Source organism: Pseudomonas sp. TSRC2-2, from assembly GCF_049897785.1.
Classification (GTDB): Bacteria; Pseudomonadota; Gammaproteobacteria; order Pseudomonadales; family Pseudomonadaceae; genus Aquipseudomonas.
The window spans coordinates 40,377-67,356 of sequence record NZ_JAFCWZ010000017.1; the positions used below are offsets into that span (position 1 = coordinate 40,377).

At 59.2% G+C, this 26,980-nt stretch carries 24 protein-coding genes; 21 read left to right on the top strand and 3 right to left on the bottom strand.

The annotated features are described in order from the left end of the window. Window positions 1-16: 16 nt before the first annotated feature. The 4 genes from ACP7D9_RS28005 (at window position 17) to ACP7D9_RS28020 (ending at window position 8,889) form a co-directional block, all read left to right on the top strand. The gene (locus ACP7D9_RS28005) at window positions 17-3,529 is read left to right on the top strand and encodes a calcium-binding protein (RefSeq protein ID WP_426160244.1); all 3,513 of its coding nucleotides are present in this window, start codon (window positions 17-19) and stop codon (window positions 3,527-3,529) included. Window positions 3,530-3,692: 163 nt separating this feature from the next. Next, complete coding sequence (locus ACP7D9_RS28010) at window positions 3,693-5,552, top strand: hypothetical protein (protein WP_426160245.1); 1,860 nt, start codon at window positions 3,693-3,695, stop codon at window positions 5,550-5,552. A gap of 220 nt (window positions 5,553-5,772) precedes the next feature. Further along, a complete protein-coding gene (locus tag ACP7D9_RS28015; protein WP_426160246.1) occupies window positions 5,773-7,404 on the top strand; it encodes a hypothetical protein in 1,632 nt (543 codons plus the stop codon). A gap of 6 nt (window positions 7,405-7,410) precedes the next feature. Continuing rightward, window positions 7,411-8,889 (top strand): hypothetical protein, encoded by a 1,479-nt coding sequence (locus ACP7D9_RS28020; protein WP_426160247.1) that lies wholly within the window; start codon window positions 7,411-7,413, stop codon window positions 8,887-8,889. Between the two features lie 98 nt (window positions 8,890-8,987). Here ACP7D9_RS28020 and uraH read toward each other — a convergent pair whose 3' ends face one another. Further along, on the bottom strand, window positions 8,988-9,341 hold the full coding sequence (gene uraH / locus ACP7D9_RS28025) for a hydroxyisourate hydrolase (protein ID WP_426160248.1): 354 nt from the start codon (window positions 9,339-9,341) through the stop codon (window positions 8,988-8,990). A 419-nt stretch (window positions 9,342-9,760) separates the two neighbouring features. Here uraH and puuE point away from each other — a divergent pair, with 419 nt between their 5' ends. The 9 genes from puuE to ACP7D9_RS28070 all read left to right on the top strand — a co-directional run bounded on the left by puuE (window position 9,761) and on the right by ACP7D9_RS28070 (window position 17,962). After that, window positions 9,761-10,687, top strand: a complete 927-nt coding sequence (gene puuE / locus ACP7D9_RS28030) for an allantoinase PuuE (protein WP_101157499.1) — start codon at window positions 9,761-9,763, stop codon at window positions 10,685-10,687. Beyond that, on the top strand, window positions 10,684-11,199 hold the full coding sequence (gene uraD / locus ACP7D9_RS28035) for a 2-oxo-4-hydroxy-4-carboxy-5-ureidoimidazoline decarboxylase (protein ID WP_064364561.1): 516 nt from the start codon (window positions 10,684-10,686) through the stop codon (window positions 11,197-11,199). Before puuE ends, uraD begins: the two co-directional genes overlap by 4 nt. A gap of 87 nt (window positions 11,200-11,286) precedes the next feature. Beyond that, window positions 11,287-12,282 carry an allantoicase gene (gene alc, locus ACP7D9_RS28040; RefSeq protein WP_101157501.1) on the top strand — a complete coding sequence of 332 codons (996 nt, stop codon included), beginning with the start codon at window positions 11,287-11,289 and terminating at the stop codon, window positions 12,280-12,282. Between the two features lie 142 nt (window positions 12,283-12,424). Continuing rightward, the gene (locus ACP7D9_RS28045) at window positions 12,425-12,928 is read left to right on the top strand and encodes an ureidoglycolate lyase (RefSeq protein WP_024012211.1); all 504 of its coding nucleotides are present in this window, start codon (window positions 12,425-12,427) and stop codon (window positions 12,926-12,928) included. A 51-nt stretch (window positions 12,929-12,979) separates the two neighbouring features. After that, window positions 12,980-14,284 carry a urate hydroxylase PuuD gene (locus ACP7D9_RS28050; protein ID WP_101157503.1) on the top strand — a complete coding sequence of 435 codons (1,305 nt, stop codon included), beginning with the start codon at window positions 12,980-12,982 and terminating at the stop codon, window positions 14,282-14,284. A 221-nt stretch (window positions 14,285-14,505) separates the two neighbouring features. Further along, complete coding sequence (locus ACP7D9_RS28055) at window positions 14,506-15,858, top strand: nucleobase:cation symporter-2 family protein (protein ID WP_042608508.1); 1,353 nt, start codon at window positions 14,506-14,508, stop codon at window positions 15,856-15,858. Between the two features lie 160 nt (window positions 15,859-16,018). Beyond that, window positions 16,019-16,804 carry an outer membrane protein OmpK gene (locus tag ACP7D9_RS28060; RefSeq protein WP_426160249.1) on the top strand — a complete coding sequence of 262 codons (786 nt, stop codon included), beginning with the start codon at window positions 16,019-16,021 and terminating at the stop codon, window positions 16,802-16,804. Between the two features lies 1 nt (window position 16,805). Beyond that, window positions 16,806-17,147 carry a hypothetical protein gene (locus tag ACP7D9_RS28065; protein WP_157830868.1) on the top strand — a complete coding sequence of 114 codons (342 nt, stop codon included), beginning with the start codon at window positions 16,806-16,808 and terminating at the stop codon, window positions 17,145-17,147. Between the two features lie 29 nt (window positions 17,148-17,176). Continuing rightward, window positions 17,177-17,962: an outer membrane protein OmpK gene (locus ACP7D9_RS28070; protein WP_039763795.1), complete on the top strand. Its 786-nt coding sequence runs from the start codon at window positions 17,177-17,179 to the stop codon at window positions 17,960-17,962. A 132-nt stretch (window positions 17,963-18,094) separates the two neighbouring features. Here ACP7D9_RS28070 and ACP7D9_RS28075 read toward each other — a convergent pair whose 3' ends face one another. Together ACP7D9_RS28075 and ACP7D9_RS28080 are read right to left on the bottom strand one after the other, a co-directional pair. Continuing rightward, on the bottom strand, window positions 18,095-19,267 hold the full coding sequence (locus ACP7D9_RS28075) for a patatin-like phospholipase family protein (RefSeq protein ID WP_426160250.1): 1,173 nt from the start codon (window positions 19,265-19,267) through the stop codon (window positions 18,095-18,097). A 35-nt stretch (window positions 19,268-19,302) separates the two neighbouring features. Beyond that, a complete protein-coding gene (locus ACP7D9_RS28080) occupies window positions 19,303-20,235 on the bottom strand; it encodes a lipid A biosynthesis lauroyl acyltransferase (protein ID WP_101157513.1) in 933 nt (310 codons plus the stop codon). A 117-nt stretch (window positions 20,236-20,352) separates the two neighbouring features. Here ACP7D9_RS28080 and minC point away from each other — a divergent pair, with 117 nt between their 5' ends. The 8 genes from minC to ACP7D9_RS28120 all read left to right on the top strand — a co-directional run bounded on the left by minC (window position 20,353) and on the right by ACP7D9_RS28120 (window position 26,925). Beyond that, the gene (minC, locus tag ACP7D9_RS28085) at window positions 20,353-21,090 is read left to right on the top strand and encodes a septum site-determining protein MinC (protein ID WP_101157514.1); all 738 of its coding nucleotides are present in this window, start codon (window positions 20,353-20,355) and stop codon (window positions 21,088-21,090) included. 169 nt (window positions 21,091-21,259) lie between these two features. Beyond that, on the top strand, window positions 21,260-22,072 hold the full coding sequence (gene minD, locus ACP7D9_RS28090; RefSeq protein ID WP_007913953.1) for a septum site-determining protein MinD: 813 nt from the start codon (window positions 21,260-21,262) through the stop codon (window positions 22,070-22,072). Beyond that, window positions 22,072-22,326, top strand: coding sequence for a cell division topological specificity factor MinE (gene minE / locus ACP7D9_RS28095; RefSeq protein ID WP_003223146.1), 255 nt, complete (start codon window positions 22,072-22,074; stop codon window positions 22,324-22,326). Before minD ends, minE begins: the two co-directional genes overlap by 1 nt. 90 nt (window positions 22,327-22,416) lie before the next feature. Further along, window positions 22,417-23,052, top strand: a complete 636-nt coding sequence (locus ACP7D9_RS28100; RefSeq protein ID WP_101157516.1) for an RluA family pseudouridine synthase — start codon at window positions 22,417-22,419, stop codon at window positions 23,050-23,052. A gap of 151 nt (window positions 23,053-23,203) precedes the next feature. Further along, window positions 23,204-24,046, top strand: a complete 843-nt coding sequence (locus ACP7D9_RS28105) for a hypothetical protein (RefSeq protein ID WP_313005603.1) — start codon at window positions 23,204-23,206, stop codon at window positions 24,044-24,046. 93 nt (window positions 24,047-24,139) lie between these two features. Further along, window positions 24,140-25,234, top strand: a complete 1,095-nt coding sequence (locus ACP7D9_RS28110) for a hypothetical protein (protein WP_426160251.1) — start codon at window positions 24,140-24,142, stop codon at window positions 25,232-25,234. A gap of 78 nt (window positions 25,235-25,312) precedes the next feature. Further along, complete coding sequence (locus ACP7D9_RS28115; RefSeq protein WP_064364632.1) at window positions 25,313-26,602, top strand: M18 family aminopeptidase; 1,290 nt, start codon at window positions 25,313-25,315, stop codon at window positions 26,600-26,602. 146 nt (window positions 26,603-26,748) lie between these two features. Next, window positions 26,749-26,925 carry a hypothetical protein gene (locus ACP7D9_RS28120; RefSeq protein WP_007965354.1) on the top strand — a complete coding sequence of 59 codons (177 nt, stop codon included), beginning with the start codon at window positions 26,749-26,751 and terminating at the stop codon, window positions 26,923-26,925. The last annotated feature ends 55 nt before the right edge of the window (window positions 26,926-26,980 follow it).

Below are 26,980 nucleotides of genomic sequence, written 5' to 3' on the forward strand. Positions count from 1 at the left end.
GAACAAGGACGTTCACATGGCCACCCTGATAAGCGAAGCCTCGATTCAAACTGACCCGGTCGTCATCACGGATATGAAGATCGAGACCAATGAACATAACGCCTCGACCATCGATTTCAACGACGGTAGTGACAACGCAGCGGCCAGTTCGAATAAAAGCAAACTCGATCAGTTGAAATTCAACGACTCGGTGTTCGGCCCTTTCCAGATCGGTGAAGTCTCGATTACCCGAGCCTCTCTCGATGCTCTGGGGGCAACGATGGATGGCCAACCTTTAACCCGTGACAACACCTTTTTCCGCATTCCCCCACGATCGTTCATCAACTCCTTGCAGTTCAGCGCCAGTGCTATCGAACAGCACATGAAGTCTTCGAGCGGCAGCAATGCCTACCTGTTGCCGACCTTGCTTTTCGACATGGCCAGCCGCCGCCCGCTGACCGCCCCGCCGCTAATCCGCGATAACCCGCAAGATGACATCGATTCATCTGATTACCGCAGCAAGATCAAGAAACTCCTCGGCTCGGCACAGAAACTCGACTTGCAGCACAGCCAGTTACCGCAAAACACTCGGCGCTGGGTTGCCACGGCCAAGACGCACCTGACCGTCGGCTCGAGCGTAGGACTTCAGGCGTTCGGCATATTCATGGGTTTGCGTGGCGTGGTTCAGGCCGTCAAGGCCGGTGATAACGCTGAAGTCGTGATCAACAGCGTGGGGATTGCCTCGGAACTGGGTTCCATTGCCATCGACATCGGGGTCAGCAAGATCGCCGCCGAGATGCTGACGGCCGGACAAAGCGCTTTCAAGGACTTCGCCAAAACCAGGTTTGCGGTGCGGCTCGGTCGATCCGGCGGACTGATTGGCGGAGCACTGACATTACCATTCGATGTGTACACCGCCGTCCGCTCGCTGAATGCCGCGAGCAACGCAACCGGCAAAGAGGCCATCGACCATTACGTCAGCGCCGGCTTGAGCATCACCAGCGCCGCCATGACGATCATTCTCGGTAGCGCTGCGCTGGCAGGGTTGTCGTTCGTGGGGCCGGCAGGGCTGCTGGCCGGCGCGATGCTGGCCATTGGATCGCAGATCTACGGCGCGGTACGCATCGTCGACGACATCGATGATTACATCGAACTCACCGTCGGCGAACGCTGGCGCTCGGGCTTTTTCTCGTTCTGCATGATGGACGTCGAGCAAGGCGTCAAGGATCGCTACAGCCGGGCCAGAACCCTGATCCAGCACACCGAGCAACTCAAGCGCAATGCCCGCCGATTGCTGGACGTCGATCTGAAGGATTCCACCGAAGCGGTGGTCAACGGCGCGTTCGAAGTCGATCTGGTCAGCAGGCAAGTGTGGAAACGCAATTGGTGGACGAAAATCGATGCCTGGGAAACCGAAAACGTCCCGGTGATCCGCGGTGGCGATGACACCATCGATGCTCGCGAAGGCGTCACCAAGGACACCCCCGGCGCGGTGCTGGGGGTTGCTGGCGACGACAAGAGTATTTTGTGGCTGCTCGGCGATGGCCATGATTCGATCAAAGGCGTGGAAAAGAAATCGAATATCTTCCAGTACGGCTCAGGAATAAAAGACCTGACCGGTGGCGAAAAGGACGATCGCTTCGTATTCCAGTCGGCCGGCGATTCCATCTCGAAAAACGCCGAGGGTTCGGCTTATTCGAAGTTGAGGGGCGGCGCAGGTAACGACACCCTGGCGCTGGATGGCCTCAAGTTCACGCAACAGGGCCATGACATCGACTTGCAGGCCGGCACGCTGCAAGTGAGAAAGCCCAATCCCGATGCCGACGATGGGGCCGATTTTACATTCCACAGCCTTCTGGAAAGCATCGAGAACGTGGAAACACTGAACAGTGCGGCAAGCGTCGTCACGGGCACCGAGCAACGTAACATCATCAAATCCCGCGGCCGCGACACGATAAAAGCGGGTGCCGGCAACGATCAAATCCGGTTGCTGCACAAAGATGCGATTGCTTCGGGAGAAGAAGGTATCGATGAATACTTCATCGCTCATCAGGACGGTCGTTTTTGCATCATCGAAGACGGTAAGCAGGAAAGTACCATCGAATTTGCATGGCGAATCAGCCTGATCGAAAGCTGGGCCATTGAAAAGAACTCGCTGGTCATTACGTCAGGATTCGAGTTTCTCGACAGGCCCAAATGCGTGGTCTTCATCCATGAAGTCTATGAAACGATCAACAAACAGCGCCGCTTGAAAAACAACAAACTGACGTTCCTGACCCATGACGGCTATGTGTTGCGACCGGACCTGCCGGAAACAATCGAAAGCGGCGAGACGGTCGATATCGAAGTGCTCATCCTGAAACACGGCAAGCCTGCGAAGCCGGTCATTCATTACAACCCTGAATGCTGGATCCTGCATCAGCATGAAGCGCGTTATTTTCTGCCGCGCGCCGGGCAAAGCACTACGTTTTATTCGGCCGAACGACCCGACGTCATTACCTGTATTCACCTCGATTACGCCAGCAACGAACTGAACAAGGTCGAAGCTCATTTCCGCGCCAGGGAATCGGCAAAAAACAGCGACCTGCTGGCCGCCTGCGACCTGACCTATCACTTGGGTGATAAAACCCTGACGCTGCAACATTTTGCCTGGGCGCGAGGCGGTTCGGATCCCAGAAACATAGTCAAGATCCTGCGCACCATGGCCGCCCGCCCCAGTCACCAGTACCTGCTGATATTCAACGACGGCGTTGCACTGAATGCGCAGCTTACGGCGGAAACCGACGCCGCCCCTGCCGACGACAACTACCAGGCGAATGCCTTCAAGTGCTGGACGACGGCACTGAAGTTGCCCCTTGAGTTTCGTGCGCGGCAGTTCACTTACCAATTACCAACAAACGAAGCGTGGAAGCTCAGCGCCAAAAATGTATGCGCCGTTATTGCGCCCGGAGCCAACCAGACAGCACTGGAAACACTGGAGGGTGAAGGTGGTACCTACCTGATTCATCTTGTCGCCGACCGGACCATCAAGCTGACAACTCCGGGCGCACTGGCCAACGCGGTGGTCAGGCTGCCTTACTCATCCACCTGGGAGCTCGACGCGACAGCGCTGGGGAAGGTTGAGGTCAAACTGGAAAACAACCAATTGCAGATCGGTACCTGCACGGTGCACCTGCCGGTTTATGAAAGTGAAGACCTGATCGACCAGATCCGCGTCATCACTGAAAAAGGCATCGTCCATGTGGTGGATCTTTCTTTCGACCGGGTCTATCAGGATGGCCTCGATGCGCGGTTCTTTGCTGCGCCCGACGCGGCAGAGGCCCTGCCTGAACTCTTCGCATCGATGGCGAGCCAAGAGGTCAAAGTGCGCAACATCATCTTTGCCGACAACGCTTTTGGCGCATTCAGTTACAGCTTTGCCGCCCGTCGCTGGATCCTGCGTAGCGACAAATCCCGCGTCGAATATTCGAGGTTGAAAGTCATCAATCGGTGCAGCCATCAGGATGTGCGCATTTTCAATCCGCCTGCCCTCGATGTCCCACCGGCATGACGCGGGCGACCGCTGGTCAGCACTGACAGCATCCGCTCAACAGCAACGACCCAACCTCCACATCCTGTTCCGGATCAGACTTTTGCGCCACGCCTGCGCGTGCGCGTGCGCGTGCGCCTGAAGAGTCCGGCGAGCCCCTGATAGCGCTCGATATCAAAACCGAATGAGTAAATTGCACATGGTCAAACCACCGAAAAAGATTGCTGTGACGACGGCAGCCGACACCACCGTTACCACCCGACCTGTTCAATCGGGCTCAGGTACTCGCAGCAACGTCAGGCTGCCTGACACCGGGTTATCCGGCGTCGACTCGACCAGAGCCTCGTCGAGTACTGCAAACATCGCCCCTGCCGTGATCACCGTCAGCACGATGCCGGGACCAGCCGCCCAATCAGTCAGCGTCCCACGCCATGCCGTCGCCTGGCCCGAAAATCGCCTGAGCGAGCTGACCCCGATAGGCGAAAACAGCGGACTGTTCACCGGCCCGGACCAGCGCACTTACGCGCAACTCGGCGGCGAAGGACGCTTTCTCGTCGAACAGGATGTGCAAGGCCGCTATTACGTGCCGATGACGTTCGCGCCAGGCGTGGCCGGCCCGTCCCTGACGAAGCTTGAAGGGCACGCCAGTTGGCATATTCAGCGGCCCGGCTGGCCATCCGGCCAGGCGCGAACCTCAGCCACGGATACCGGCCTCCTCGCCTACCTTTCGCCTGAGGATGCGAACACTCTCACCCGAGCGGAACTGTCGACCGCTGGCATCCGTTACAACAAGCTCAAGCAAGCCTTCGTCGACACCGAAGAAGGCACGGTGATGGTCCGCAAGAATCCGCATGGCGAATACCAGCATGCCTCGGCGACAAGCCGAAGTGCCCCCGACATCGTGTTTGAACAGATCCCCGACAGCCTGCTCTGGCGACGGAAAACCACACAAGCACACTCCGGAATTTCAACTGGCGTGCCTCGCCGTACCGCCGAGCCGACTATCGGCAGCAACAAACGCGTGCGTCTGGATGCCAGCGAGCAGACGGTGCTAGCGCCCCCGTCGGCGCCTGACGCCAGCGTAGCGAACGAGCAGACGCCGTTTTTCTGGTTACCCTGGGGCCACTTGAACAAGCCTCCCGCTCTGGAGTCAATCCAACTGGGCTGGTTTCATTACCCGATCGTGCCGGTTGGCTCCAATCGCACACCGAAAGTCTATTTCGTGCAGCATCCGGACTTTGTGCCGGCTCGCTTCGAGGCGTTTGAACAGATGCTGCGCACCGCCCCTTCAATGCAACCGGTCGCCACGTTTCGCATCGGTAACGATCCCGGTGAAATCCACCCCGGCAAACGCTTTTTCGAAGAGCCTATTTCGCAATCAGTGGCCAACACCTTTCCCGATTTTTCCGCAGCCACTGCATGGGCGGTTGGCAAAAGGCTGTTCGAACTCGCTGACAATTCAGCCGTCATTACCGGCACCGGTCTGGTCAATATCCAGGCGGTCCTGCATCAATGGAAGCAGAAGCCGTTTCCCAGCGCGCCGGCCTATGCCGACCCGCTCAATATGCTGGCAATCGCGCCCTCGATCGATGTCGGCGGCAAGAAACTCATTCCCATGCCGTCGCAATCGGACAGCGAACTGCAAAGGCTGACCTTCGATCCACAAAGATTTCCCATCGAATGGAATCACTACAAAACCTGGCCCAGCGATCTGAACCTCAGGCGCCTGCTCGGTGCGCTGTTGATTCGCTGCGGTTATGACCTTTTTCCTCTGACGTACGAACACCGCCAGCCGACGTTGGTTTTCAGGCGCGCAGGGCGTGACCCGGTGTACTTCTTGAAGCTGGGCTCGGTTGCCCAGGCGGGCTTGTCCCACAGGCCCGGCAATGAACTGGCAGACCCGAGCCTGCCGAGCAGAATCGGCAGCGACGCGTTTCGGGAGCTGACCACCGCAGCCACTCAAGACAAAGTGATCTGGCTGATCGGCGGGGTATTGAAGGTCGAATCGAATCCGGACTCGGTGTTCATCATCCGGGAGCGCTGAGTTGCCTTTGCAGCACTTGCCCCCTCGCTCACTGGTGTCGGCGCGGATCGTCAACGCCTGCAACACGCGGCAACACGCTTGCCCGGTGCGATACCTATGTACCGCACCCCTCGCCTGCCCTTTGCCGACCATAACGCTTTCAAGCCAAAGCATCGGGCAGGCGCAAACTCGCCCCCGCTTGCCCGGCCCATCCTGATCGGCAGTTCATCGGAGCAGTTTTATGGCCAAGCCCCCCAAGAAAATCCCTCGTCCGTCTTCGGCGCAAACGCCGACTACGTCGACCCACCCCTTACCAGATACAGGAGGAACATCAGCAGGCGCCAGCGAGCAATCCGCCTCGAGCGCGATCACTGCAAGCGCTTTGCCGGAAACCGGGGCGACCCGTCCCACGATCACCATCAGTCAGTCCCCCGCTGCTGACACTTCGCCGAGCATGGCCCGCGCCACCGATTCAATACAACAGCATGCTCTTGCCAGCGAGCCGCCTGCATCGCACAGCCCATCCAACAGCGAAGGTTCGTCGGAGACGATTTTTATCAATCCCGTATTCGCCACCCAACTGAAACGCAAGCGAGACAGCGAAGAGGGTTTTCTTTACGACAAGCGCAACAAAACCTACGTCGAACTGCACGAAGGCATCGTCATGATCGGCTACGGCGCCGATGGCTGGCGTCAGACCTATGCTGGCGAATCGACGCCGACCGGAAGAAAAGTCGAGCAGATTCCAGGCTCGACACTCTGGCGTGAAATCGACGTAGCGCAGTCCGCTGCAGTATCGGCGCTCCATTCCACGCAAAGCATGCCCGCAGCACAACGGTCGCCTGAGTTGAGCGACGCCAGCACGCTGATCGAGAATCTTGTATCGCGCCAGACCGCCGCTCTGGACCTTTCCGCCGGCCTCTGGCAAAACTGGGGCAGATCGAACCGCCCCGATTCAGGCGAATCTATCGAAATAGACGGGCTGCACTACCCGATCCTTGCACAAAACCTGGGCAGTGAAAGCGGCCTGGTGTATGTGCAGCATCCGGGCTTTACCCCGGACAGGTTCGATGCCTTCGAAGGCATGTTGCGCGATGAGCCGTCGCGGCAGCCGATGTGGGCGCGCAAACGCGACGGCCACTGGCAGGTTCTGGATGGCTATCCGCCGTTTGAAATGTCCCCGAGCCAATACGTCGCCACCGCATTCAGACACCTGTCAGAGCGTTCGAGCAGCAACCTCGCCCGTGCCGTGTTCGATCGCGCCTCTCTGCCCACAGGCATAAACGGCGACGGTCTTTCCGTGGTGTCATTGACGTATCGCCATTGGCTCGACAGGGTGAATAACGTAGCACCGGGATTCGGCCTTGCCGAACCGTTGCTGATGCTACCGAAACTGTCCACTGCGCCCGGCAGCACGGCAGGCGCAGGACTGCTGGCGTTGCCAGACTACAACTCCAGTGTGCTGCAGCGTCTGGACTTCGATCCGAGCGAATTCCCTGCACAATGGGCCACCTATACCGCACAGCCGAATGCACTCAATCTGCGTGCGCTTTTCATCAACCTTCTGCAAGACAACGGCTACAGCGTCGCGCCGCCGGTAGATATGCTTGTTGAAAACGCTCTGGTCTTCCACCGTCCAGGTATTGCCGGGTTATTCATCTTGAAACTTCCGATGGTCAGTGGTGACCAAGTCCCTCGCTACACCGCCCCCGGCTCCAACTTCGCCGATCCGGATTTTCTCGCAGGGCTTGGCGCAGATAACAAACGTCATCTTGATCAATACCTGAGCCAGGTTGAAGTCGCTCATCTGGTAGGCGGCGTGCAACGGCTGTCAGCCGACACCCGGACACTTTTCATCGTGCGTGAGGGTTGAGCATCCATGAACAAACCACCCAAGCGCGGGGCGGGAGTCACTCCCGCTGATATTTCACCGATAACCCTGCACCCGATAAATGACGTACCGGAACGGCCTCGTCTCGATCTGCAAAACAGCCACCACGCAAATGAACAGGCTGATTCTGCCGGTGGACCAGACGCATCCACGCTGCCAGCGTCCGTGCTGATCAAGGCAGAACGGCAACCGCTGTGGAACGTCGAAATACCGGACTGGTTGACGCAAGATCCACAGCGCGAAGATCAGTACACGGAGATTGATCAGCCAATTTACCTGGCAGCGGCTGACGCAGCCCGTCTCTCATCGCCCCTGGATAACCTCGACGGCATCCGCTATGACAAGCACCGCAAGACGTATGTCGATACGGCGCAAGGAACGGTCATGGTGCGCAAGAACAGCACCGGCGAGTATCAGCAAAGCTCGGCGACGCGCCGCACTGATTTCGCCCTGCTGTTCGAACCGGTTCCGGGAACACGACTGTGGCGGCGCAAAGCGGCGCGCGATGATTCTGGCCCCGTCCCCACCGATCCCGGCGAAGCACTGGCTGCCAGCCTGCTATCGGCCAACCCTGAGGCGACGAATCTGCGTTTCGGACTCTGGCGAAACTGGGGCCGCAGCAGCCGCCCAACGCTGGGGCAGTACATTGAAATAGACGGCCAGCACTACCCGATCGTGCAGCAGGACCTGAATGCCCAACCATCATTGGCATACCTGCAACACCCGCTGTTTTCACCTGCCCTGTACGACGCCTTCGAATCCATGCTGCGCGATCACCCGTCACTGCAACCGAAGTTCGTCGTTAACCGAAACAATCAATGGACGGTGCTCGATGATCCCGCTCCCTTTGCAATGCCGATCACCCGATACATCGCCACAACGTTCAAATCTCTTGCGGACCGTTCTGTCAGCGCATTGGCCCGGGCCTTGTTCAATCAGGCCAGTCACTCTGAAGTCATCACCGGCTCGGGATTGGCCGTGCTGAATCAGGTCCTGCGCTATTGGTCCCGTAGAGATGCGGAACAGGCACCGCCAGTGGGGCTGGCCGACCCGCTGCTGATGTTACACAACCAGCCCGCCACAACTGGCCTGTCCCTCTCCAACAAGCAAGACCATCTGCGCCGCCTGGATCTTGACCCCGGACGATTCGCCCAACACTGGAACCGCTTCGCCAGCCAGCCCTCGACGACCCGCTTGCAACGACTGTTCAGCGAGGTGCTGGCTGCTGAGGGCTATGTCATCGAACGCACCGCAACGGAGGAATCGAGGCATGAGTTGCGCTTTCATCGTGCCGGCATAGATCGGATATTCGCGCTGAAGGTTTATCCGCCGAGCGCACTCGACGATGCCGGGCTGGAGCACAGGCGTGCCGACGCCAGCGATACACGCGAAGCGGTGTGGTTGCGCGGTGGCGTACAAACGGACGCGTTGGGGCAGACAACGTTGTTTATTGTCAGGGGAAGCTGAAGGGGCGGCCAGTCGAAAAAAAGCCCGCAGTGTGAGCGGGCGAAAGACCAAAGAAGCTATATGCGCAGTCGCTTCCCGGTGGGGGCTGCTGCTTGGGGTCAGCTGCCCCGATACGTGGAATAGCTGTAAGGCGAAATCAGCAGGGGCACGTGGTAGTGCTCCTGCTCGGCAGAGATGCCGAAACGCAGCACCACCACATCCAGAAACGCCGGCTCCGGCAACTGGACACCGCGGGCGCGGTAGTAATCGCCTGCATGGAACTGAACCTGATAAACCCCGGTGCGATAGTCATCGCCTTGCAGCAGCGGCGCATCGACCCGGCCGTCGCTGTTGGTGACCGCACTGGCGACCAATTCCAGGTGCGATCCTTCGACGCGGTACAGCTCGACCTTGATCGAACTGCCCGGGCAACCGTGTGCAGCGTCCAAAACGTGAGTAGTCAAACGTCCCATTGATTCTGCGCGCCTGCCTGCTTGGAGCAGTCAGACTTCGCGCCTCCCGAAGTCAGTTGAAAGGAGACCGCACCGTTTCGGAGCACGAAACACTGCGGCGAGCGACTGATTAAGACACTTTTGAAAAAAATTGTACACAATAAAAACGACATTTTTCGCCTCGGCCCCGCCATCCGGGCTTTTATCGCCAATCGGCAGACAAAGCGCCTGAACATTGAACCTTCCATTCATTAGCTGACCGGTCAGGCAGGTTTCTTGCAGGCTTGAACCGTTAACAGCAAAAGATGACAGCCGGTGAGAAATGCGAAAATTCAGGCTTACAAAATGCAAATAAAGTTGTATACAATCAGCCCATCGCTGTGACGCCAGCCTGCCAGGCCGCCACACCAATCTGTCAACGTACAAGAAGGAAGACTGCAGTGAGCGCTGACTACCCACGCGACCTGATCGGTTACGGCAGTAACCCTCCTCACCCACACTGGCCGGGCAATGCCCGGATCGCCCTGTCCTTCGTACTCAATTACGAAGAAGGTGGCGAGCGCAACATTCTCCACGGCGACAAGGAATCCGAAGCCTTCCTGTCCGAAATGGTCGCCGCGCAGCCGCTGCAAGGCGCGCGCAACATGAGCATGGAATCGCTTTACGAGTATGGCAGCCGTGCCGGCGTCTGGCGCATTCTGAAACTGTTCAAGGAATTCGATATTCCGCTGACCATTTTCGCCGTGGCCATGGCCGCTCAGCGTCACCCGGATGTGATCCGCGCGATGGTCGAAGCCGGTCACGAAATCTGCAGCCATGGCTACCGCTGGATCGACTACCAGTACATGGATGAAGCGCAGGAACGCGAGCACATGCTCGAAGCGATCCGCATCCTCACCGAACTCACCGGCGAACGCCCGCTGGGCTGGTACACCGGACGCACCGGGCCGAACACCCGTCGCCTGGTCATGGAAGAAGGCGGTTTCCTCTACGACTGCGACACCTACGACGATGACCTGCCCTACTGGGAACCGAACAACCCGACCGGCAAGCCGCATCTGGTGATTCCGTACACCCTCGACACCAACGACATGCGCTTCACCCAGGTGCAGGGTTTCAACAAAGGTGACGATTTCTTCGAATACCTCAAAGACGCGTTCGACGTGCTTTACGCCGAAGGTGCCGAAGCGCCGAAAATGCTCTCGATCGGTCTGCACTGCCGGCTGATCGGCCGCCCCGGTCGCCTCGCTTCGCTCAAGCGCTTTATCGAATACGCCAAAAGTCATGAACAGGTGTGGTTCAGCCGTCGCGTCGACATCGCGCGTCACTGGCACGAAACCCACCCGTACCAAGGGACTGCAAAATGAGCCGCTTTCAAACCCTGCAACCGTCGACCTTGAGCCGCGACGCTTTCGTCAACGCCTTCGCCGACATCTACGAACACTCGCCATGGGTGGCCGAAAAGGCCTACGACCTCGGTGCGGACGCTTCGATCGACGAGATCGAAACCCTGCACCAACGCATGAGCGATATCCTGTTGAGCGCCGATCACGCCAGTCAGCTGGCCCTGATCAACGCTCACCCGGACCTGGCCGGCAAAGCCGCCGTCCAGGGCCAACTGACCGAAGCCAGCACCAACGAACAGGCTGGCGCCGGTATTCACCAATGCACGGCCGAAGAGTTCCAGCGCTTCACCGAGCTGAACGACGCCTACAAAGCCAAGTTCAAGTTTCCCTTCATCATGGCGGTAAAAGGCAGCAACCGGCATCAGATCCTCGCGGCGTTCGAAACGCGCATCAACAATTCGGTGGAAGCCGAGTTCAAATGCGCGCTGGCGGAGATCAACAAGATTGCCCTGTTCCGTTTACTGACTCTTTAGCAAGCTTGGCCCGAGCGTGAATGAACGCGTGAACGCCCAGGGCCCTGCAAGCATCCCCAGCCACTAATTCAAAGGCAGACAAGAAGAATGAAAGCTTACGCCGTACCTTTCGAAAAATACGTCAACCTGGCCGATGCCCGTCTGGGCACCAAAATCATTTCGGTCACCGATGACTGGTTCGCAGACGCCAATCGTCTGTTTCAGCCGACCCCGGCCGTATGGAAGGAGGGCGTGTTCGATGACAACGGCAAGTGGATGGACGGCTGGGAGTCGCGCCGCAAGCGCTTCGAAGGTTTCGACAGCGCGGTGATCCGTCTCGGCGTACCGGGCTCGATCAAAGGCGTGGACATCGACACTTCATTCTTCACCGGCAACTACCCGCCGTCGGCCTCGCTGGAAGCGTGCTTCCTGGCCTCGGGCGAGCCGGATGAAAACACCCAGTGGACCGAAGTGCTGTCGGCCGTCGAGTTGCAGGGCAACAGCCACCACTACCACGAAATCAGCAACGACAAAGCGTTCAGCCACCTGCGCTTCAACATCTACCCGGACGGCGGCGTTGCGCGTCTGCGTGTGTACGGCGTTCCGTTCCGCGATTGGTCGGCAGTAGGCGACAACGAACAGGTCGACCTGGCTGCAGCCTTGAACGGTGGACGCGCCCTCGCCTGCTCCGACGAACACTTCGGCCGCATGAGCAACATCCTCAACCCGGGCCGTGGCATCAACATGGGCGACGGCTGGGAAACCGCGCGCCGTCGCACGCCGGGCAATGACTGGGTCATCGTCGCGCTGGGTCATCCGGGCGAGATCGAAAAAATCGTCGTCGACACCCTGCACTTCAAAGGCAACTACCCCGACACCTGCTCGATCCAGGGCGCGTTCGTCAAGGGCGGCACCGACAGCCAGATCGAAACCCAGTCGCTGTTCTGGCGCGAACTGCTGCCAAGCCAGAAGCTGGAAATGCACGCCGAACATACCTTCGTCGAGCAGATCAAGGCACTCGGCCCGATCACCCACATCCGCCTCAACGTGTTCCCGGATGGTGGTGTGAGTCGCCTGCGTGTATTGGGCAAGGTCGCTAAATAACACCGCACTGATCGTTCCCACGCTCCGCGTGGGAATGCATCACTGGACGCTCTGCGTCCGCTTTGGATGTGACGCGGAGCGTCACGGGCTGCATTCCCACGCAGAGCGTGGGAACGATTCCTCAACGAAAAAGAAGAACAGCATGCGCACACTGACGATTGAACCGCTGACCAAAGAAGCCTTCGCCCCTTTCGGTGACGTGATCGAAACCGACGGCAGCGATCACTTCATGATCAACAACGGTTCGACCATGCGCTTCCACAAACTGGCGACGGTCGAAACCGCACAGCCTGAGGACAACGCGATCATCAGCATTTTCCGCGCCGACGCGCAGGACATGCCGCTGACCGTTTGCATGCTGGAACGCCATCCGCTGGGCAGCCAGGCTTTCATTCCGCTGCTCGGCAACCCCTTTCTGATCGTGGTCGCGCCAGTTGGCGATGAACCTGTATCAGGCTTGGTCCGCGCCTTCGTCACCAACGGCAGGCAGGGCATCAATTACCATCGCGGCGTCTGGCACCACCCGGTGCTGACGATCGAAAAGCGGGATGACTTCCTGGTGGTTGATCGCAGTGGCACAGGCAATAACTGCGATGAGCATTTTTTCAAAGAGGATGAGCGTTTGATCCTCGCCCCCCACCAATAAGAGAAGGTCTGATCACTCGACAACAAGAGTGACAGGCGAGAGGTAAAGACTGTGGAAGCACATCTGTTGGAATGGCTGAACCTGAGCGTGCGCTGGGTTCACATGATCACTGGCGTGGCCTGGATCGGCGCGTCGTTCTACTTCGTCTGGCTGGAGAACAACCTCAACCGCGTCAACCCCAAAACCGGTCTGGCCGGTGATCTGTGGGCGATCCACGGCGGCGGCATCTACCACCTGGAAAAATACAAACTGGCCCCTCCGTCCATGCCGGACAACCTGCACTGGTTCAAGTGGGAAGCCTACTTCACCTGGATGTCGGGGATCGCGCTGCTGTGCGTGGTGTTCTATTCCAATCCGACGCTCTACCTGCTCGCACCGGGCAGCACCCTGAGCGGTCCGGAAGGCGTGGCCATCGGTCTTGGCTCGCTGTTCGTCGGCTGGTTCATCTACTCCTTCCTCTGCGACTCGGCACTGGGCAAGCGCCCCGCTCTGCTGGGCTTCATCCTGTTCGTGCTGATCATCGGCGCGGCGTATGGCTTCAGCAAAGTGTTCAGCGGTCGTGGTGCGTACCTGCATGTCGGCGCGATCATCGGCACCATCATGGTCGGTAACGTGTTCCGCATCATCATGCCGGCGCAACGCGCACTGGTTGCAGCAATCGCTGAAAACCGTACGCCGGACCCGGCGCTGCCGGCCAAGGGCCTGCTGCGTTCGCGACACAACAACTACTTCACCCTGCCGGTGCTGTTCATCATGATCAGCAACCACTTCCCGAGCACCTACGGCAGCCAGTACAACTGGTTGATCCTGGCCGGGATCGCGGTGTTGGCAGTGTTGGTGCGTCACTACTTCAATACCCGTCACGACAGCCACAAGTTTGCCTGGACCCTGCCGGTGGCAGCGGTGGGCATGATCTGCCTGGCTTACGTCACCGGTCCGATGCCGATGTCGAACGCACCTGAAGTGGCGAAAGCTCCAGCGAAAATCGAGTACCAACCGCTGCCGGAAACGGCACTGGGCGGTGGCGCGAAACCGGCTGAAGCGGCGCAACCTGCCGAGCCTGCCTCAGCACCGGCGCAAGCCTCCAACGCCGGTCCCGGCTTCGACAAAGTGCATCACGTGATTCAAGAGCGTTGCACGGTTTGTCATTCGTCGAAGCCGACCAGCCCGTTGTTCAGCGCAGCGCCAGCGGGTGTGATACTCGACACCCCGGAGCAGATTCGCCAGAACGCGGCGCGCATCCAGGCGCAAGCCATCACCACGCAGATCATGCCACTGGGCAACATCACCCAGATGACCCAGCAGGAACGTGACCTGATCGGTGCATGGATCGCTCAGGGAGCGCAGACCAACTAAGCAGTAAAAGCTTCGCGAGCAGGCTCGCTTCCACAAGGACACTGTCAAACCCTGTGGGAGCGAGCCTGCTCGCAAAAGCGGTCGATCAGACAAATTGATGTTGAGTGAAACGGCGCCTTCGCGAGCAAGCCCGCTCCCACAGGTCTGCCTGATGCAAAGAAACAGCTGCAAGCAACCCGGCAGCTGTTAATCACAAGAATAAAAAAGATCCGAGGTGTTGCATGTCCGAGCTGTCCAAAGCGCGCATCCCCGACGCACCCGCCATTCAGCGTTTGCCCCTTTTGCAACTGATCCTGGTCGGTCTGCAACATGTTCTGCTGATGTACGGTGGCGCCATCGCGGTGCCGCTGATCATCGGACAGGCCGCTGGCCTGAGTCGTGAAGAAATCGCCTTCCTGATCAACGCCGACCTGCTGGTCGCCGGCATCGCTACCATCGTGCAATCGCTGGGCATCGGCCCGATGGGCATTCGCATGCCGGTGATGATGGGCGCCAGTTTCGCCGCAGTCGGCAGCATGGTCGCCATGGCCGGCATGCCCGGTATCGGCCTGCAAGGCATCTTCGGCGCGACGATCGCCGCCGGTTTCTTTGGCATGCTGATCGCACCGTTCATGTCCAAAGTCGTGCGTTTCTTCCCGCCGCTGGTGACCGGCACGGTCATCACCTCGATCGGTTTATCGCTTTTCCCCGTGGCCGTGAACTGGGCTGGTGGTGGTGTCGACGCCGCGCAATTCGGCTCGCCGATCTATCTGGCCATCGCCGCGCTGGTGCTGGCCACCATCCTGCTCGTTCACCGCTTCATGCGCGGTTTCTGGGTGAACATTTCCGTGCTGATCGGCATGTGCCTGGGCTACGTGCTGTGCGGCGTGATCGGCATGGTCGACCTCAGTGGAATGGCCAGCGCGCCGTGGATTCAGTTCGTCACGCCGCTGCATTTCGGCATGCCAAAGTTCGAGCTCGCGCCGATTCTGTCGATGTGCCTGGTGGTGGTGATCATCTTCGTTGAGTCGACCGGGATGTTCCTCGCGCTGGGCAAGATCACCGGTCAGGAAGTCTGCCCGCGCATGCTGCGCCGTGGCCTGTTGTGCGATGCCGGGGCGTCGTTCTTTGCCGGTTTCTTCAATACCTTCACCCATTCCTCCTTCGCGCAGAACATCGGCCTGGTGCAGATGACCGGCGTGCGTTGCCGTTCGGTAACCATCGTCGCCGGTGGTCTGCTGATCGTCCTCAGCCTGTTGCCGAAAGCGGCGTTTCTGGTGGCGTCGATTCCACCGGCGGTGCTCGGTGGTGCGGCGATTGCGATGTTCGGCATGGTTGCGGCGACCGGGATCAAGATCCTTCAGGAAGCCGACATCGGTGACCGCCGCAACCAGTTGCTGGTCGCGGTGAGCATCGGCATGGGTCTGATCCCGGTGGTGCGTCCGGAGTTTTTCGCTCACCTGCCGATGTGGATGAGCCCGATCACGCACAGCGGCATCGCCATGGCCACCCTCAGCGCGCTGACCCTGAATCTGTTGTTCAACATCCTCGGCGGCAAAGAGCGTGCAGCGATCAACGATTGCCATGCGCACTGATTGAAATCTTCACACAACCTGTGGAAGCGAGCTTGCTCGCGAAGAGGCCCGGTCAGTCGCCATCACTGTTGAATGACCCGCCGCTTTCGCGAGCAAGCTCGCTCCCACAAGTGACATGCAACCCCCTGCCTCAAACAATAAAAACAAGAGTGAGCAACCGATGATCCGCACGCAAACCAGCGTTCTGTTGAGTGGCGGCCTGCTGGCCGCGAGTCAGGCCATGGCCGGCGATCTGCTGCTGTGGCAGACCAATAGTCTCAGCTATCTGTACGGCAAGAATTTCGCGATCAACCCGTCGTATCAGCAGACGGTCACTTTCGAGCATGCCGACAAGTGGAAGTACGGCGACAACTTTCTGTTTGTCGACAAGATCTTCTACAACGGCAAGGAAGACACCAACAAAGGTCCGCACACCTTTTATGGCGAATTCAGTCCGCGCCTGTCGTTCGGCAAGATCCTCGACCGCAAGATCGAGTTCGGCCCGATCAAGGACGTGTTGCTGGCAATGACCTACGAGTACGGTGAAGGCGAAAGCGAGGCGTATCTGATCGGCCCCGGCTTCGATCTGAAAGTGCCCGGTTTCAACTACGTCACACTGAACTTCTATCGCCGCCAGACGGAAGGCCCGCGCCCCGGCGACGGCGTCTGGCAGATCACCCCCGCCTGGTCCTACAGCTTCCCGCTGGGCAATTCCGATGTGCTGATCGACGGTTACCTCGACTGGGTCGTCGACAATGATGAGAACTCGCGCGGCACCTACCACGCCAACCTGCACATCAACCCGCAGATCAAATACGACCTGGGCAAAGCCTTGGGCTGGAGCCAGAAGCAGGTGTACGTCGGCACCGAGTACAGCTACTGGAAGAACAAGTACGGCATCGAAAACACCCACTCGTTCGACACCAACCAGAACACCGCGAGCCTGTTGTTGAAGGTGCACTTCTGAGATGGCCCGCAACCGTGCGCCATGTCTGCCGTCGGTGCTCTGTTGCGGAGCACTTGAGCACAAGCCGAGGAGTCAGTATTCTCCGCGGCCTTCCGAATTCGGTCTAAAAAAAAGCCCGGATTTAATTTCTGACCGAAAAGCCAACTTATCCCGGCCCTGGTCAGTTCTGAGGCCTCCCGAAAACACGCTCGTCGACTGTTTTTCAGCAGCCGAACGGGCGTTTTTTGGTTTTTCGAAAGCCTTGGCGCAGCTTTTGCTACGAGCATTCAAAGCTGACCGATCGGATGAAATTTGCGGCACGAAAAAAGGCGCCACATCAGAGCGCCGATCTCAAAAAAAATAACGTGGAACACCTACTTTGGGAGCAACCGAATGAAACGTATGTGCACCAGCCTGATGCTGGCCGGATCGATGTTCGCCGGCGGCCAGGCAATGGCCGAGGGCCTGCTGCAGTGGCAGAACAACAGCCTGACCTATCTGTATGGCAAGGACTTCCAGGTCAACCCGCGCATTCAGCAGACCGTGACTTTCGAGCACGCCGATGCCTGGAAGTATGGGGACAACTTCCTGTTCATCGACAAGATCTTCTACAACGGCAAGGATGACGGCGGCGTCGGCTCCAACACCTACTACGGCGAGCTCAGCCCGCGCCTGTCGTTCGGCAAGATCTTCGATCAGAAACTGGCCTTCGGCCCGGTGACCGACGTGTTGCTGGCCATGACCTACGAGTTCGGTGAAGGCGATACCGAGGCGTACCTGATCGGTCCGGGCTTCGACCTGGCGATTCCCGGCTTCGACTACTTCCAGTTGAACTTCTATCAGCGTCACACCCAGGGCGCACGCGCCGGTGACAATGTCTGGCAGATCACCCCGGTCTGGTCCTACACCATTCCAGTGGGCAAATCGAACATCCTCATCGACGGCTTCATGGACTGGGTGGTCGACAACGACTCCAACTCCAAGGGCGACTACCACGCCAACCTGCACTTCAACCCGCAGGTCAAATATGACTTGGGCAAGGCGCTGAATTTCGGCGAGAAGCAGTTGTATGTCGGTGTCGAGTATGACTACTGGTCGGACAAGTACGGGATCAAGGACAGCCAGTACTTCAAGACCGATCAGAGCACCACCAGCTTCCTGGTCAAGTTCCACTTCTGATTCGGCGGTGTCCGCAAGGACGCCTTCGCGAGCAAGCTCGCTCCCACAGTGGCTCTATGTTGATTGCAAATTTTGCATTCAATGCAAAACCCTGTGGGAGCGAGCTTGCTCGTGAATAGGCTCACCGCAATTTCAGGCCGGGGCCACCGCTTCGGATATCCGCAGAAACCGGCAAAGCTCCTCACGCTTGGCCAACGCATCCCGCCGCCCCAATTCGATCAACTCGCTGCAATACCCCGCCTCGAACAGCAGATAACTGAGCACCCCCGCCCCACTGGTCTTCGTCGCCCCCGGCCCGCGCAGAAACAGGCGCAACGCCGCTGGCAGTTCCTGGCGATGCCGCGCGGCGATTTCATCGATCGGCTGACTCGGCGCAATCACTAGCACCTCCACAGGCGCCACGCCCAGTGCACGCGTTGGTGTGCCGTCGGGAAGCAAATGACTGAACTGATTCAAACGCTGCAGCAACTCGATATCGCTCTCCAGGCTGTCAATGAACGTGCTGTTGAGCATGTGCCCGCCAATCTGCGCCAGCGTCGGTTGCTGGCCGCTGTAGGCGCGCTCCTGCGGCTGCTGCGGATCAACGCCGCGCGGGTTGCCGCTGACGCCCACCACCAGCACGCGACTGGCGCCCAGGTGCAGTGCCGGACTGATCGGCGCCGACTGACGCACTGCGCCGTCACCGAAATATTCCTCAGCGATTTTCACCGGTGCGAACAACAGCGGAATCGCCGAACTGGCCAGCAGGTGATCGACCGACAGTTGCGTCGGCACGCCGATGCGTCGGTGCCGCAGCCAGGCGTCGATAGTGCCACCGCCCTGATAGAACGTGACCGCTTGCCCCGACTCGTAGCCGAATGCGGTCACCGCCACCGCGTGCAACTGCTTGCCTGCGATGGATTCGGCGATGCCGGGCAGGTGCAGTTTTTCCTCGAGCAGTTGGCGCAGCGGCGAACTGTTGAGCAGCGCCACCGGCATCTGCCGACCGAGGCCGAGCAGGCTGTGGCTGACGAAACGGCTGGCCTGATGGATGACGCCGGGCCAGTCGCTGCGCAACACGCGGTGGCTGCGAAAGCCCTGCCAGAACTGGGTCAGGCGTTCGATGGCGGCGCGAAAATCCGTGGCGCCGCTGGCCAGGCTGACCGCATTGATCGCCCCGGCCGAGGTGCCGACGATCACCGGAAACGGATTGTCCGCGCCTACCGGCAGCAACTCGGCAATCGCCGCCAGCACCCCGACCTGATAAGCCGCCCGAGCCCCGCCGCCGGAAAGAATCAAACCTGTGACCGGTTCAGCAGGGCTCATCGCAACACTCCATGGTGCTTTTCAGTACGGTTGAATCAACGACGCTTGGGATAAAGCTTCGGCTCGCCCGGCGGGCGGCTCTTGAAACGCCGATGCGCCCACAGATATTGCTCGGGGCAGGCACGCATGACGCTCTCGACCCACTGATTGATGCGGATGCAATCGGCCTCTTCACTCTCGCCGGGAAAATCCTCCAGCGGCGGATGAATCACCAGGCGATAACCGCTGCCGTCGGCCAGACGTTCCTGAGTAAACGGCACCACCAGCGCCTTGCCCAGGCGAGCAAACTTGGTCGTTGCAGTGACGGTGGCGGCCTGAATGCCGAACAGCGGCACGAAGATGCTTTGCTTGGCGCCGTAGTCCTGATCCGGCGCATACCAGATCGCCCGGCCCGAGCGCAGCAGCTTGAGCATGCCGCGAACGTCGTCGCGCTCCACCGCCAGCGAATCCAGATTGTGCCGCTCGCGACCACGGCGCTGGACGAAGTCGAACAAGGGGTTTTTGTGTTCGCGGTACATGCCGTCGATGGTGTGCTGCTGGCCAAGCAGCGCCGCGCCGATTTCCAGGGTGGTGAAATGCGCAGCCATGAGGATCACGCCTTTGCCTTCGCGCTGGGCCTTCTGCAGATGTTCAAGGCCTTCGACGTGGGCCAGTTTCGCCAGACGCTCGCGCGACCACCACCAGCTCATCGCCATTTCAAAAAAGGCGATCCCGGTGGAGGCGAAGTTTTCCTTGAGCAGGCGTTTGCGCTCGGCGGCGGATTTTTCCGGGAAGCACAATTGCAGATTGCGCCGCGCGATGGTTCGCCGGTCGCTGGCGAGGCGATACATCAACGCACCCAAAACTCGACCGATGGTCAGCAGCGCCGGATACGGCAACTGCACGATCAGCCATAAAAGCCCCAGACCGCACCAGAGCGGCCAGAAGCGCGGAGCAAGAAATGCTTTTCGAAAACGCGGGCGATCCATTAAAGCTTCCGTAAATACAGTGGCCGCGCATTCTACATCGTTCGACCCGGCTTGCGGCTCGCGGGCGTTCTCGTTATAAGTCTCGGCACTTTTAGTGACAAGCCGTTGTATGCCGACATGAGCCAAACCGACCCGTTAGACCAAGATCCCGTATTCCAGCTCAAGGGCAGCATGCTGGCCATTACTGTGCTGGAACTGGCCCGTAACGACCTCGAAAGCCTCGATCGGCAACTGGCCGCCAAAGTCGCCCAGGCGCCAAATTTTTTCAGCAATGCACCGCTGGTTCTGGCGCTCGACAAATTACCGCCGAGCCAGGGCGCTGTCGACCTGCCGGGGCTGATGCGCGTCTGCCGTCAACATGGCCTGCGCACCCTGGCCATTCGCGCCAGCCGCATCGAAGACATCGCCGCCGCCATCGCCATCGACATCCCCGTGCTGCCGCCCTCCGGCGCCCGCGAGCGTCCGCTGGAGACGCCGGAAGCGGAAGTCAGGAAGAAGCCGGAAAAACCGCCTGAGCCGACCGTTAAACCGACCCGCGTAATCACCACGCCAGTACGTGGTGGCCAACAGATATATGCCCAGGGTGGCGATCTGGTCGTGGTCTCATCGGTCAGTCCGGGGGCGGAACTTCTCGCCGATGGCAACATCCATGTATACGGCCCGATGCGTGGCCGTGCACTCGCCGGCGTCAAAGGTGACACCAAGGCACGGATTTTCTGTCAGCAATTGAGCGCTGAACTGATCTCCATTGCCGGTCATTACAAGGTCTCCGAGGATTTGCGTCGCGATCCGATGTGGGGCTCGGGCGTCCAGGTCAGCCTGTCAGGCGACGTGTTGAACATCATTCGGCTTTAACGGATACTGCCGCATTTTCCAAGCATCTCTAAAACGTAGCGAAAACGGCTCAAACGAAGTAGGAAAAAGGCCTAAAGCCAAATTCCAGCCAAGGCTGTCCGACTGCAGTAGTTTTCAAGAGATGTTTTTCAGGGGCTGAACAGTCCTTCTTCCTTAGGGGTGAAACACCTTGGCCAAGATTCTCGTGGTTACATCCGGCAAGGGTGGTGTGGGTAAGACCACCACCAGCGCCGCTATCGGTACCGGTCTCGCACTGCGCGGCCACAAAACAGTGATCGTCGACTTCGACGTCGGCTTGCGTAACCTCGACCTGATCATGGGTTGCGAGCGCCGCGTGGTATACGACTTCGTCAACGTCGTGAACGGCGAAGCCAACCTGCAACAGGCGCTGATCAAAGACAAGCGCCTGGAAAACCTCTACGTGCTGGCAGCCAGCCAGACCCGCGACAAAGACGCGCTGACCGTCGAAGGCGTGGAAAAAGTCCTGATGGAGCTCAAGGAACAATTCGAGTTCGTCGTCTGCGATTCCCCGGCTGGCATCGAGAAAGGTGCGCACCTGGCCATGTACTTCGCTGACGAAGCGATCGTTGTGACCAACCCGGAAGTCTCCTCGGTACGTGACTCGGACCGCATGCTCGGCCTGCTGGCGAGCAAATCGCGCCGCGCCGAACGTGGCGAAGACCCGATCAAGGAACACCTGCTGATCACCCGCTACCACCCGGAGCGTGTTGAAAAGGGCGAGATGCTTGGCGTTGAAGACGTCAAGGAAATCCTTTCGGTGACCCTGCTCGGCGTGATCCCGGAATCCCAGGCTGTGCTCAAGGCTTCCAACCAGGGCGTGCCGGTAATTCTCGACGACCAGAGCGATGCCGGTCAGGCTTACAGCGATACCGTCGACCGCCTGCTGGGCAAAGAAAAAGCCCACCGATTCCTCGATGTCGAGAAGAAGGGATTCTTCGAGCGCCTGTTTGGAGGTAGGTAATGAACCTTTTTGACTTCTTTCGTGCCAACAAAAAGCCAAGTACCGCCTCGGTAGCGAAAGAGCGTCTACAGATCATCGTGGCGCATGAGCGCGGCCAGCGCAGCACGCCGGATTACCTGCCAGCCTTGCAGAAGGAACTGGTCGACGTGATCCGCAAGTACGTCAATATCGGCAACGATGACGTACACGTTGCACTGGAAAGCCAGGGCAGTTGCTCGATTCTGGAACTCAACATCACCCTGCCCGACCGCTGAGTCGATCCGGCAGGTACGACGGCGGTTCAGGGCCATTCCCCGGTGGAATGGTCCTGAACCGCCGTTGGCATTTGTTACGAGGCTGTTTTAATGCCGCTGTCCAACATCCGCATCATCTATCAGGACGCCGCCGTACTGGTGGTCGACAAACCGACCCTGCTGCTCTCGGTGCCCGGCCGCGCCGATGACAACAAGGACTGCCTGATTACCCGTCTGCAGGAAAACGGCTACCCGGAAGCGCGCATCGTCCATCGCCTGGACTGGGAAACCTCCGGCATCATTTTGCTGGCCCGTGATGCCGATACCCATCGTGAGTTGTCGCGGCAGTTTCATGATCGCGAAACCGAAAAGGCCTACACCGCTTTGGCCTGGGGTCAGCCGGAACTGGACAGCGGTAGCATCGACCTGCCGTTGCGCTACGATCCACCGACCAAACCACGGCATGTGGTCGATCACGAATTCGGCAAACATGCGCTGACGTTCTGGAAGGTGCTGGAACGGTGCGGCGACTGGTGCCGGGTCGAATTGACACCGATCACCGGGCGCTCGCATCAATTGCGCGTGCACCTGTTGTCGATCGGCCATCCGCTGCTCGGTGACGGACTCTACGCCCACGAGCAAGCGCTGGCGGCCTGGCCGCGCCTGTGTCTGCACGCGAGCATGCTCAGTTTCACTCATCCGCAAAGCGGCGAGCGTCTGCGATTCGAGTGCCCGGCGCCGTTCTGAATCGCGTCTGCTTCTGAAAGGCCTTCCTGATGGAGGGCTTTTTTTGTCCTGTCAAAAGTTCACCGGCAATAGATTGACGTAAAGAACTGTCATAAAATTGTAATCAAATATAAAATCATGGCACTTCGACATCAGGCAGGAGGCCTTTTCCGTGTTCTGCAGCAAAACGCTCCAATCCGAATATCCCATCGTGTGCGCATTCGGTAACACCACCCTGCACCTGAGCGAAACCCCCAGCACCCAGGCGCGCCAAGCCCTCGAGCAACTGATAGAAAAACGTCGCGCGCGCAAACTGACCCGGGCCAGCGCACCGCTGTCCTCGTGTGAAACGCCCCTGTTTGCCAAGGTCCAGCCATTGGACACGTTCAAGGCAAAAGTGCGGGTGAGCCTGAACAAACCGCAACGTAACGGGCGCTTCGACTGGCCGCTCGAAGAACTGATGAATTCCCTCGAAGCTCAGCGCCGGGGCGTGAACATGCCGCCATTGAAGGGCTATGGCTACACACGCAGCAGGCTTGGCCTGACCGAAGAGTTCTTCCTGCTGACGCACCTGCTCGAAGGCCATATTGATGGCGCCGAATGCATCAGACGCAACCCCGAAAATATCGAAGCTTTCATCCTCGACGCGTTTCAACTGCTCAGCTCGCTCGCCAGCAAGAACATCACTCACATGGATTTCTGGGTGGGCAACATCATGGTGCCCGAGCAAACGCACGGGCCACTAAAAGCCATTGATTTTGAAAACTGCTTCGCAGGCCCGACCGCGCACCTGAGTGAAACGCTCGGTTTTCAACTGGGCTTCTTCTATCGTCGGGAAATCTACAAATTCATCACCGAAGCCGCTTACGATCGCTTGGTCGATCAATACCTCAGTGCGCTGCCTGATTTGTCTCGAGACAAGTTCGAAACTGTCTATCAGCCGAGCAAGCATGAAGACATCGGTCGCAAGCAGCGCCGTGAAGTCTTCCTCAACGGCAGACTGATCATCGGTTGACACCCCGCCCGGCAACACTTTGAAGCAAGCGACCGGCCTGCAATTCAGCGGAGCAATACGGTAAACTCGCGCACCCGCCGTATGGAGCCGCTTATGCGCGAAGCCTTCCCCCCCATAGAAAAAGTACCGCACCAGTTGCTTTACCTGATCTATGGCGACAAAGACGTCTATCGGCGCGAGGCCAAATTCAGCATCCTCACCGCCCTGGCGCAACTGCAGCAGGGTGAATCGGTACGCATCAGAATCCTGACCGATCGCCCGCAGGACTACGCCGGCTGGCCGGTCGACACCGTCGCCCTGAGCGAGCAGACCGTCAGCCAGTGGCAGGGCGAGAACGGCTACCACCACCGCCGCAAAGCGTGCGCCATTGCACTGGGCCTGACACTCGCCGAAAAAACCCTGTTCGTCGACACCGACACGCTGTTTCTGGGTTCGCCGCATCGACTGTTCAGCATGATCACACCCGGCCGTTACGTGATGGACCGCTTCGAATACGATTGGAGTTATGTCTGTAAGCGCACGGACTACGAAAAACTTGCGCGCTGCCTGCAAGTCCACGGCATCTCGCCTGCAAACAGCTTCAAGCTGTACAACAGCGGCTTGTGCGGCGTCACCGATGGCGATGCAGCGCTGCTGGAAACGTCGATCCGACTGATCGATGAGTGGACGCAGGATTCGTTCGACATCCACACGATCGAACAGATTGCACTGTCATTTGCCATGCGCGACCAGCCCATCCAGGAAGCGAAGAAATTCGTCTATCACTACTTCGCCGACAAAAACTTCTTCCACGCCATGCAGAAACATTTCTTCGCCCGCTACGGCGAGGCCTTTCACCCCGAATTGCCAGACCTGAGCACCGAGGTCCCGCGCAGCAAACCGATCCCTTCGACCTGGGAGCGCCTGCGCATCAAGTGGAAGTTGCGCAAAAAGCGCGGCGGCATGAAGAAAGTCGGCCGTGCGTTGCTGTTCGGCAGTGCTGCACCTGAACATCCGTATTACGAAATCTGCCGGCATGAATGGTGGGAATCGGCTTCGCGGGAAATCCTTCGCTGGGACAGCGTCGCGCAACAAGCTTTCTTCGGCACTGACAAGGGTTGGCCAAAACATCTGCCGAAACCTGCGAGGAAGGCTGATCAGAAGGCCATCCTGGCCTATCTGCGCAAGCGCATCGGTCATCAGGCCTGACAATACGTGCGCAAACCACTTGCCCAATGCGGCTGAGTGATGCGTTAAACTGCCGCCCATTGCTGTCTGGAGTTTCTTATGCGCGCAGAGTTGAACCAGGGCCTGATCGACTTTCTCAAGGCCTCCCCTACCCCGTTTCACGCCACCGCCAGCCTCGTTCAGCGTCTGGAGGCCGCCGGTTATGTGCGCCTCGACGAGCGCGAGCCATGGTCCACCGAGGCCAACGGCCGCTATTACGTCACCCGTAACGATTCCTCGATCGTCGCGATCAAAATGGGCCGCAACTCGCCACTGCACGACGGTATTCGTCTGGTCGGCGCCCACACCGACAGCCCATGCCTGCGGGTCAAGCCGCAACCGGAACTGCAGCGTCAGGGCTTCTGGCAGTTGGGCGTCGAAGTCTACGGCGGCGCACTGCTGGCGCCGTGGTTCGACCGCGATCTGTCGCTGGCCGGCCGCGTGACCTTCCGCCGTGACGGCAAGGTCGAAAGCCAGTTGATCGACTTCAAGGCACCGATTGCGATCATTCCCAACCTGGCCATCCATCTCAACCGCGAAGCCAACCAGGGCTGGGCGATCAACGCGCAGACCGAACTGCCGCCGATCCTCGCCCAGTTCGCCGGTGACGAGCGCGTCGATTTCCGCGCCGTGCTCACTGATCAACTGGCCCGCGAACACGGTCTGAACGCCGACGTGGTGCTGGATTACGAGCTGAGTTTCTACGACACGCAAAGCGCTGCAGTCATCGGTCTTAACGGCGACTTCATCGCTGGTGCGCGGCTGGATAACCTGCTGTCCTGCTACGCCGGCCTGCAGGCGTTGCTCACCGCCGAGACCGACGAAACCTGCGTGCTGGTGTGTAACGACCACGAAGAAGTCGGCTCCTGCTCGGCGTGCGGTGCCGACGGCCCGATGCTCGAACAGACCCTGCGCCGCCTGCTGCCGGAAGGCGACGAGTTCGTGCGCACCATCCAGAAATCCCTGCTGGTGTCGGCCGACAACGCCCACGGCGTGCATCCCAACTATGCCGAAAAGCACGACGCCAACCACGGCCCGAAACTCAATGCCGGGCCGGTGATCAAGGTCAACAGCAACCAGCGCTATGCCACCAACAGCGAAACCGCCGGTTTCTTCCGCCATCTGTGCATGGCCGAAGAAGTGCCGGTGCAAAGCTTCGTGGTGCGCAGCGACATGGGCTGCGGCTCGACGATCGGCCCGATCACCGCCAGTCACCTGGGCGTGCGCACCGTCGACATCGGCCTGCCGACTTTCGCCATGCATTCGATCCGCGAGCTGTGCGGCAGCCATGACCTGGCGCATCTGGTCAAAGTGCTCAGCGCGTTCTATGCCAGTCGTGAATTGCCTTAATCAGCGGCGCTGATTGATGCAGGAGCTGCGCAAGGCTGCGGCTTTTTGATTTTGCTTTGAAGATCAAAAGATCGCACCCTGCGGCAGCTCCTACACGTGCAAACCCGCCTAGACTCAAATGATCCCACCCAGACAAGGCAGTCTCCATGATCTCGATGTCCTCCTTCCATGCCATGCTCATTCCCATCCTCAGCGGGATGATCCTGCTGGCCATAGGCTTCAACTTCCGTGACAAAAATGCCGGGGTGTTCGCCATGTGGGTCGGCATGCTGATGATCCTCGCCACGGTGGTCTACAAGATCCTCGCCAAGCTCAACGAATGACCGCGCCCGGCTCGCATTGCGCCAGACGGCCTCGTACACTCCAGCGCATCCGCCA

What these genes read in the sequence shown, in the direction of transcription:
- ACP7D9_RS28005 (WP_426160244.1), top strand. Translation starts at nt 17, where the DNA reads ATGGCCACCCTGATAAGCGAAGCCTCGATTCAAACTGACCCGGTCGTC.
- ACP7D9_RS28010 (WP_426160245.1), top strand. Translation starts at nt 3,693, where the DNA reads ATGAGTAAATTGCACATGGTCAAACCACCGAAAAAGATTGCTGTGACG.
- ACP7D9_RS28015 (WP_426160246.1), top strand. Translation starts at nt 5,773, where the DNA reads ATGGCCAAGCCCCCCAAGAAAATCCCTCGTCCGTCTTCGGCGCAAACG.
- ACP7D9_RS28020 (WP_426160247.1), top strand. Translation starts at nt 7,411, where the DNA reads ATGAACAAACCACCCAAGCGCGGGGCGGGAGTCACTCCCGCTGATATT.
- uraH (WP_426160248.1), bottom strand. Translation starts at nt 9,341, where the DNA reads ATGGGACGTTTGACTACTCACGTTTTGGACGCTGCACACGGTTGCCCG.
- uraD (WP_064364561.1), top strand. Translation starts at nt 10,684, where the DNA reads ATGAGCCGCTTTCAAACCCTGCAACCGTCGACCTTGAGCCGCGACGCT.
- alc (WP_101157501.1), top strand. Translation starts at nt 11,287, where the DNA reads ATGAAAGCTTACGCCGTACCTTTCGAAAAATACGTCAACCTGGCCGAT.
- ACP7D9_RS28045 (WP_024012211.1), top strand. Translation starts at nt 12,425, where the DNA reads ATGCGCACACTGACGATTGAACCGCTGACCAAAGAAGCCTTCGCCCCT.
- ACP7D9_RS28055 (WP_042608508.1), top strand. Translation starts at nt 14,506, where the DNA reads ATGTCCGAGCTGTCCAAAGCGCGCATCCCCGACGCACCCGCCATTCAG.
- ACP7D9_RS28060 (WP_426160249.1), top strand. Translation starts at nt 16,019, where the DNA reads ATGATCCGCACGCAAACCAGCGTTCTGTTGAGTGGCGGCCTGCTGGCC.
- ACP7D9_RS28065 (WP_157830868.1), top strand. Translation starts at nt 16,806, where the DNA reads ATGGCCCGCAACCGTGCGCCATGTCTGCCGTCGGTGCTCTGTTGCGGA.
- ACP7D9_RS28070 (WP_039763795.1), top strand. Translation starts at nt 17,177, where the DNA reads ATGAAACGTATGTGCACCAGCCTGATGCTGGCCGGATCGATGTTCGCC.
- ACP7D9_RS28075 (WP_426160250.1), bottom strand. Translation starts at nt 19,267, where the DNA reads ATGAGCCCTGCTGAACCGGTCACAGGTTTGATTCTTTCCGGCGGCGGG.
- ACP7D9_RS28080 (WP_101157513.1), bottom strand. Translation starts at nt 20,235, where the DNA reads ATGGATCGCCCGCGTTTTCGAAAAGCATTTCTTGCTCCGCGCTTCTGG.
- minC (WP_101157514.1), top strand. Translation starts at nt 20,353, where the DNA reads ATGAGCCAAACCGACCCGTTAGACCAAGATCCCGTATTCCAGCTCAAG.
- minE (WP_003223146.1), top strand. Translation starts at nt 22,072, where the DNA reads ATGAACCTTTTTGACTTCTTTCGTGCCAACAAAAAGCCAAGTACCGCC.
- ACP7D9_RS28100 (WP_101157516.1), top strand. Translation starts at nt 22,417, where the DNA reads ATGCCGCTGTCCAACATCCGCATCATCTATCAGGACGCCGCCGTACTG.
- ACP7D9_RS28110 (WP_426160251.1), top strand. Translation starts at nt 24,140, where the DNA reads ATGCGCGAAGCCTTCCCCCCCATAGAAAAAGTACCGCACCAGTTGCTT.
- ACP7D9_RS28115 (WP_064364632.1), top strand. Translation starts at nt 25,313, where the DNA reads ATGCGCGCAGAGTTGAACCAGGGCCTGATCGACTTTCTCAAGGCCTCC.
- ACP7D9_RS28120 (WP_007965354.1), top strand. Translation starts at nt 26,749, where the DNA reads ATGATCTCGATGTCCTCCTTCCATGCCATGCTCATTCCCATCCTCAGC.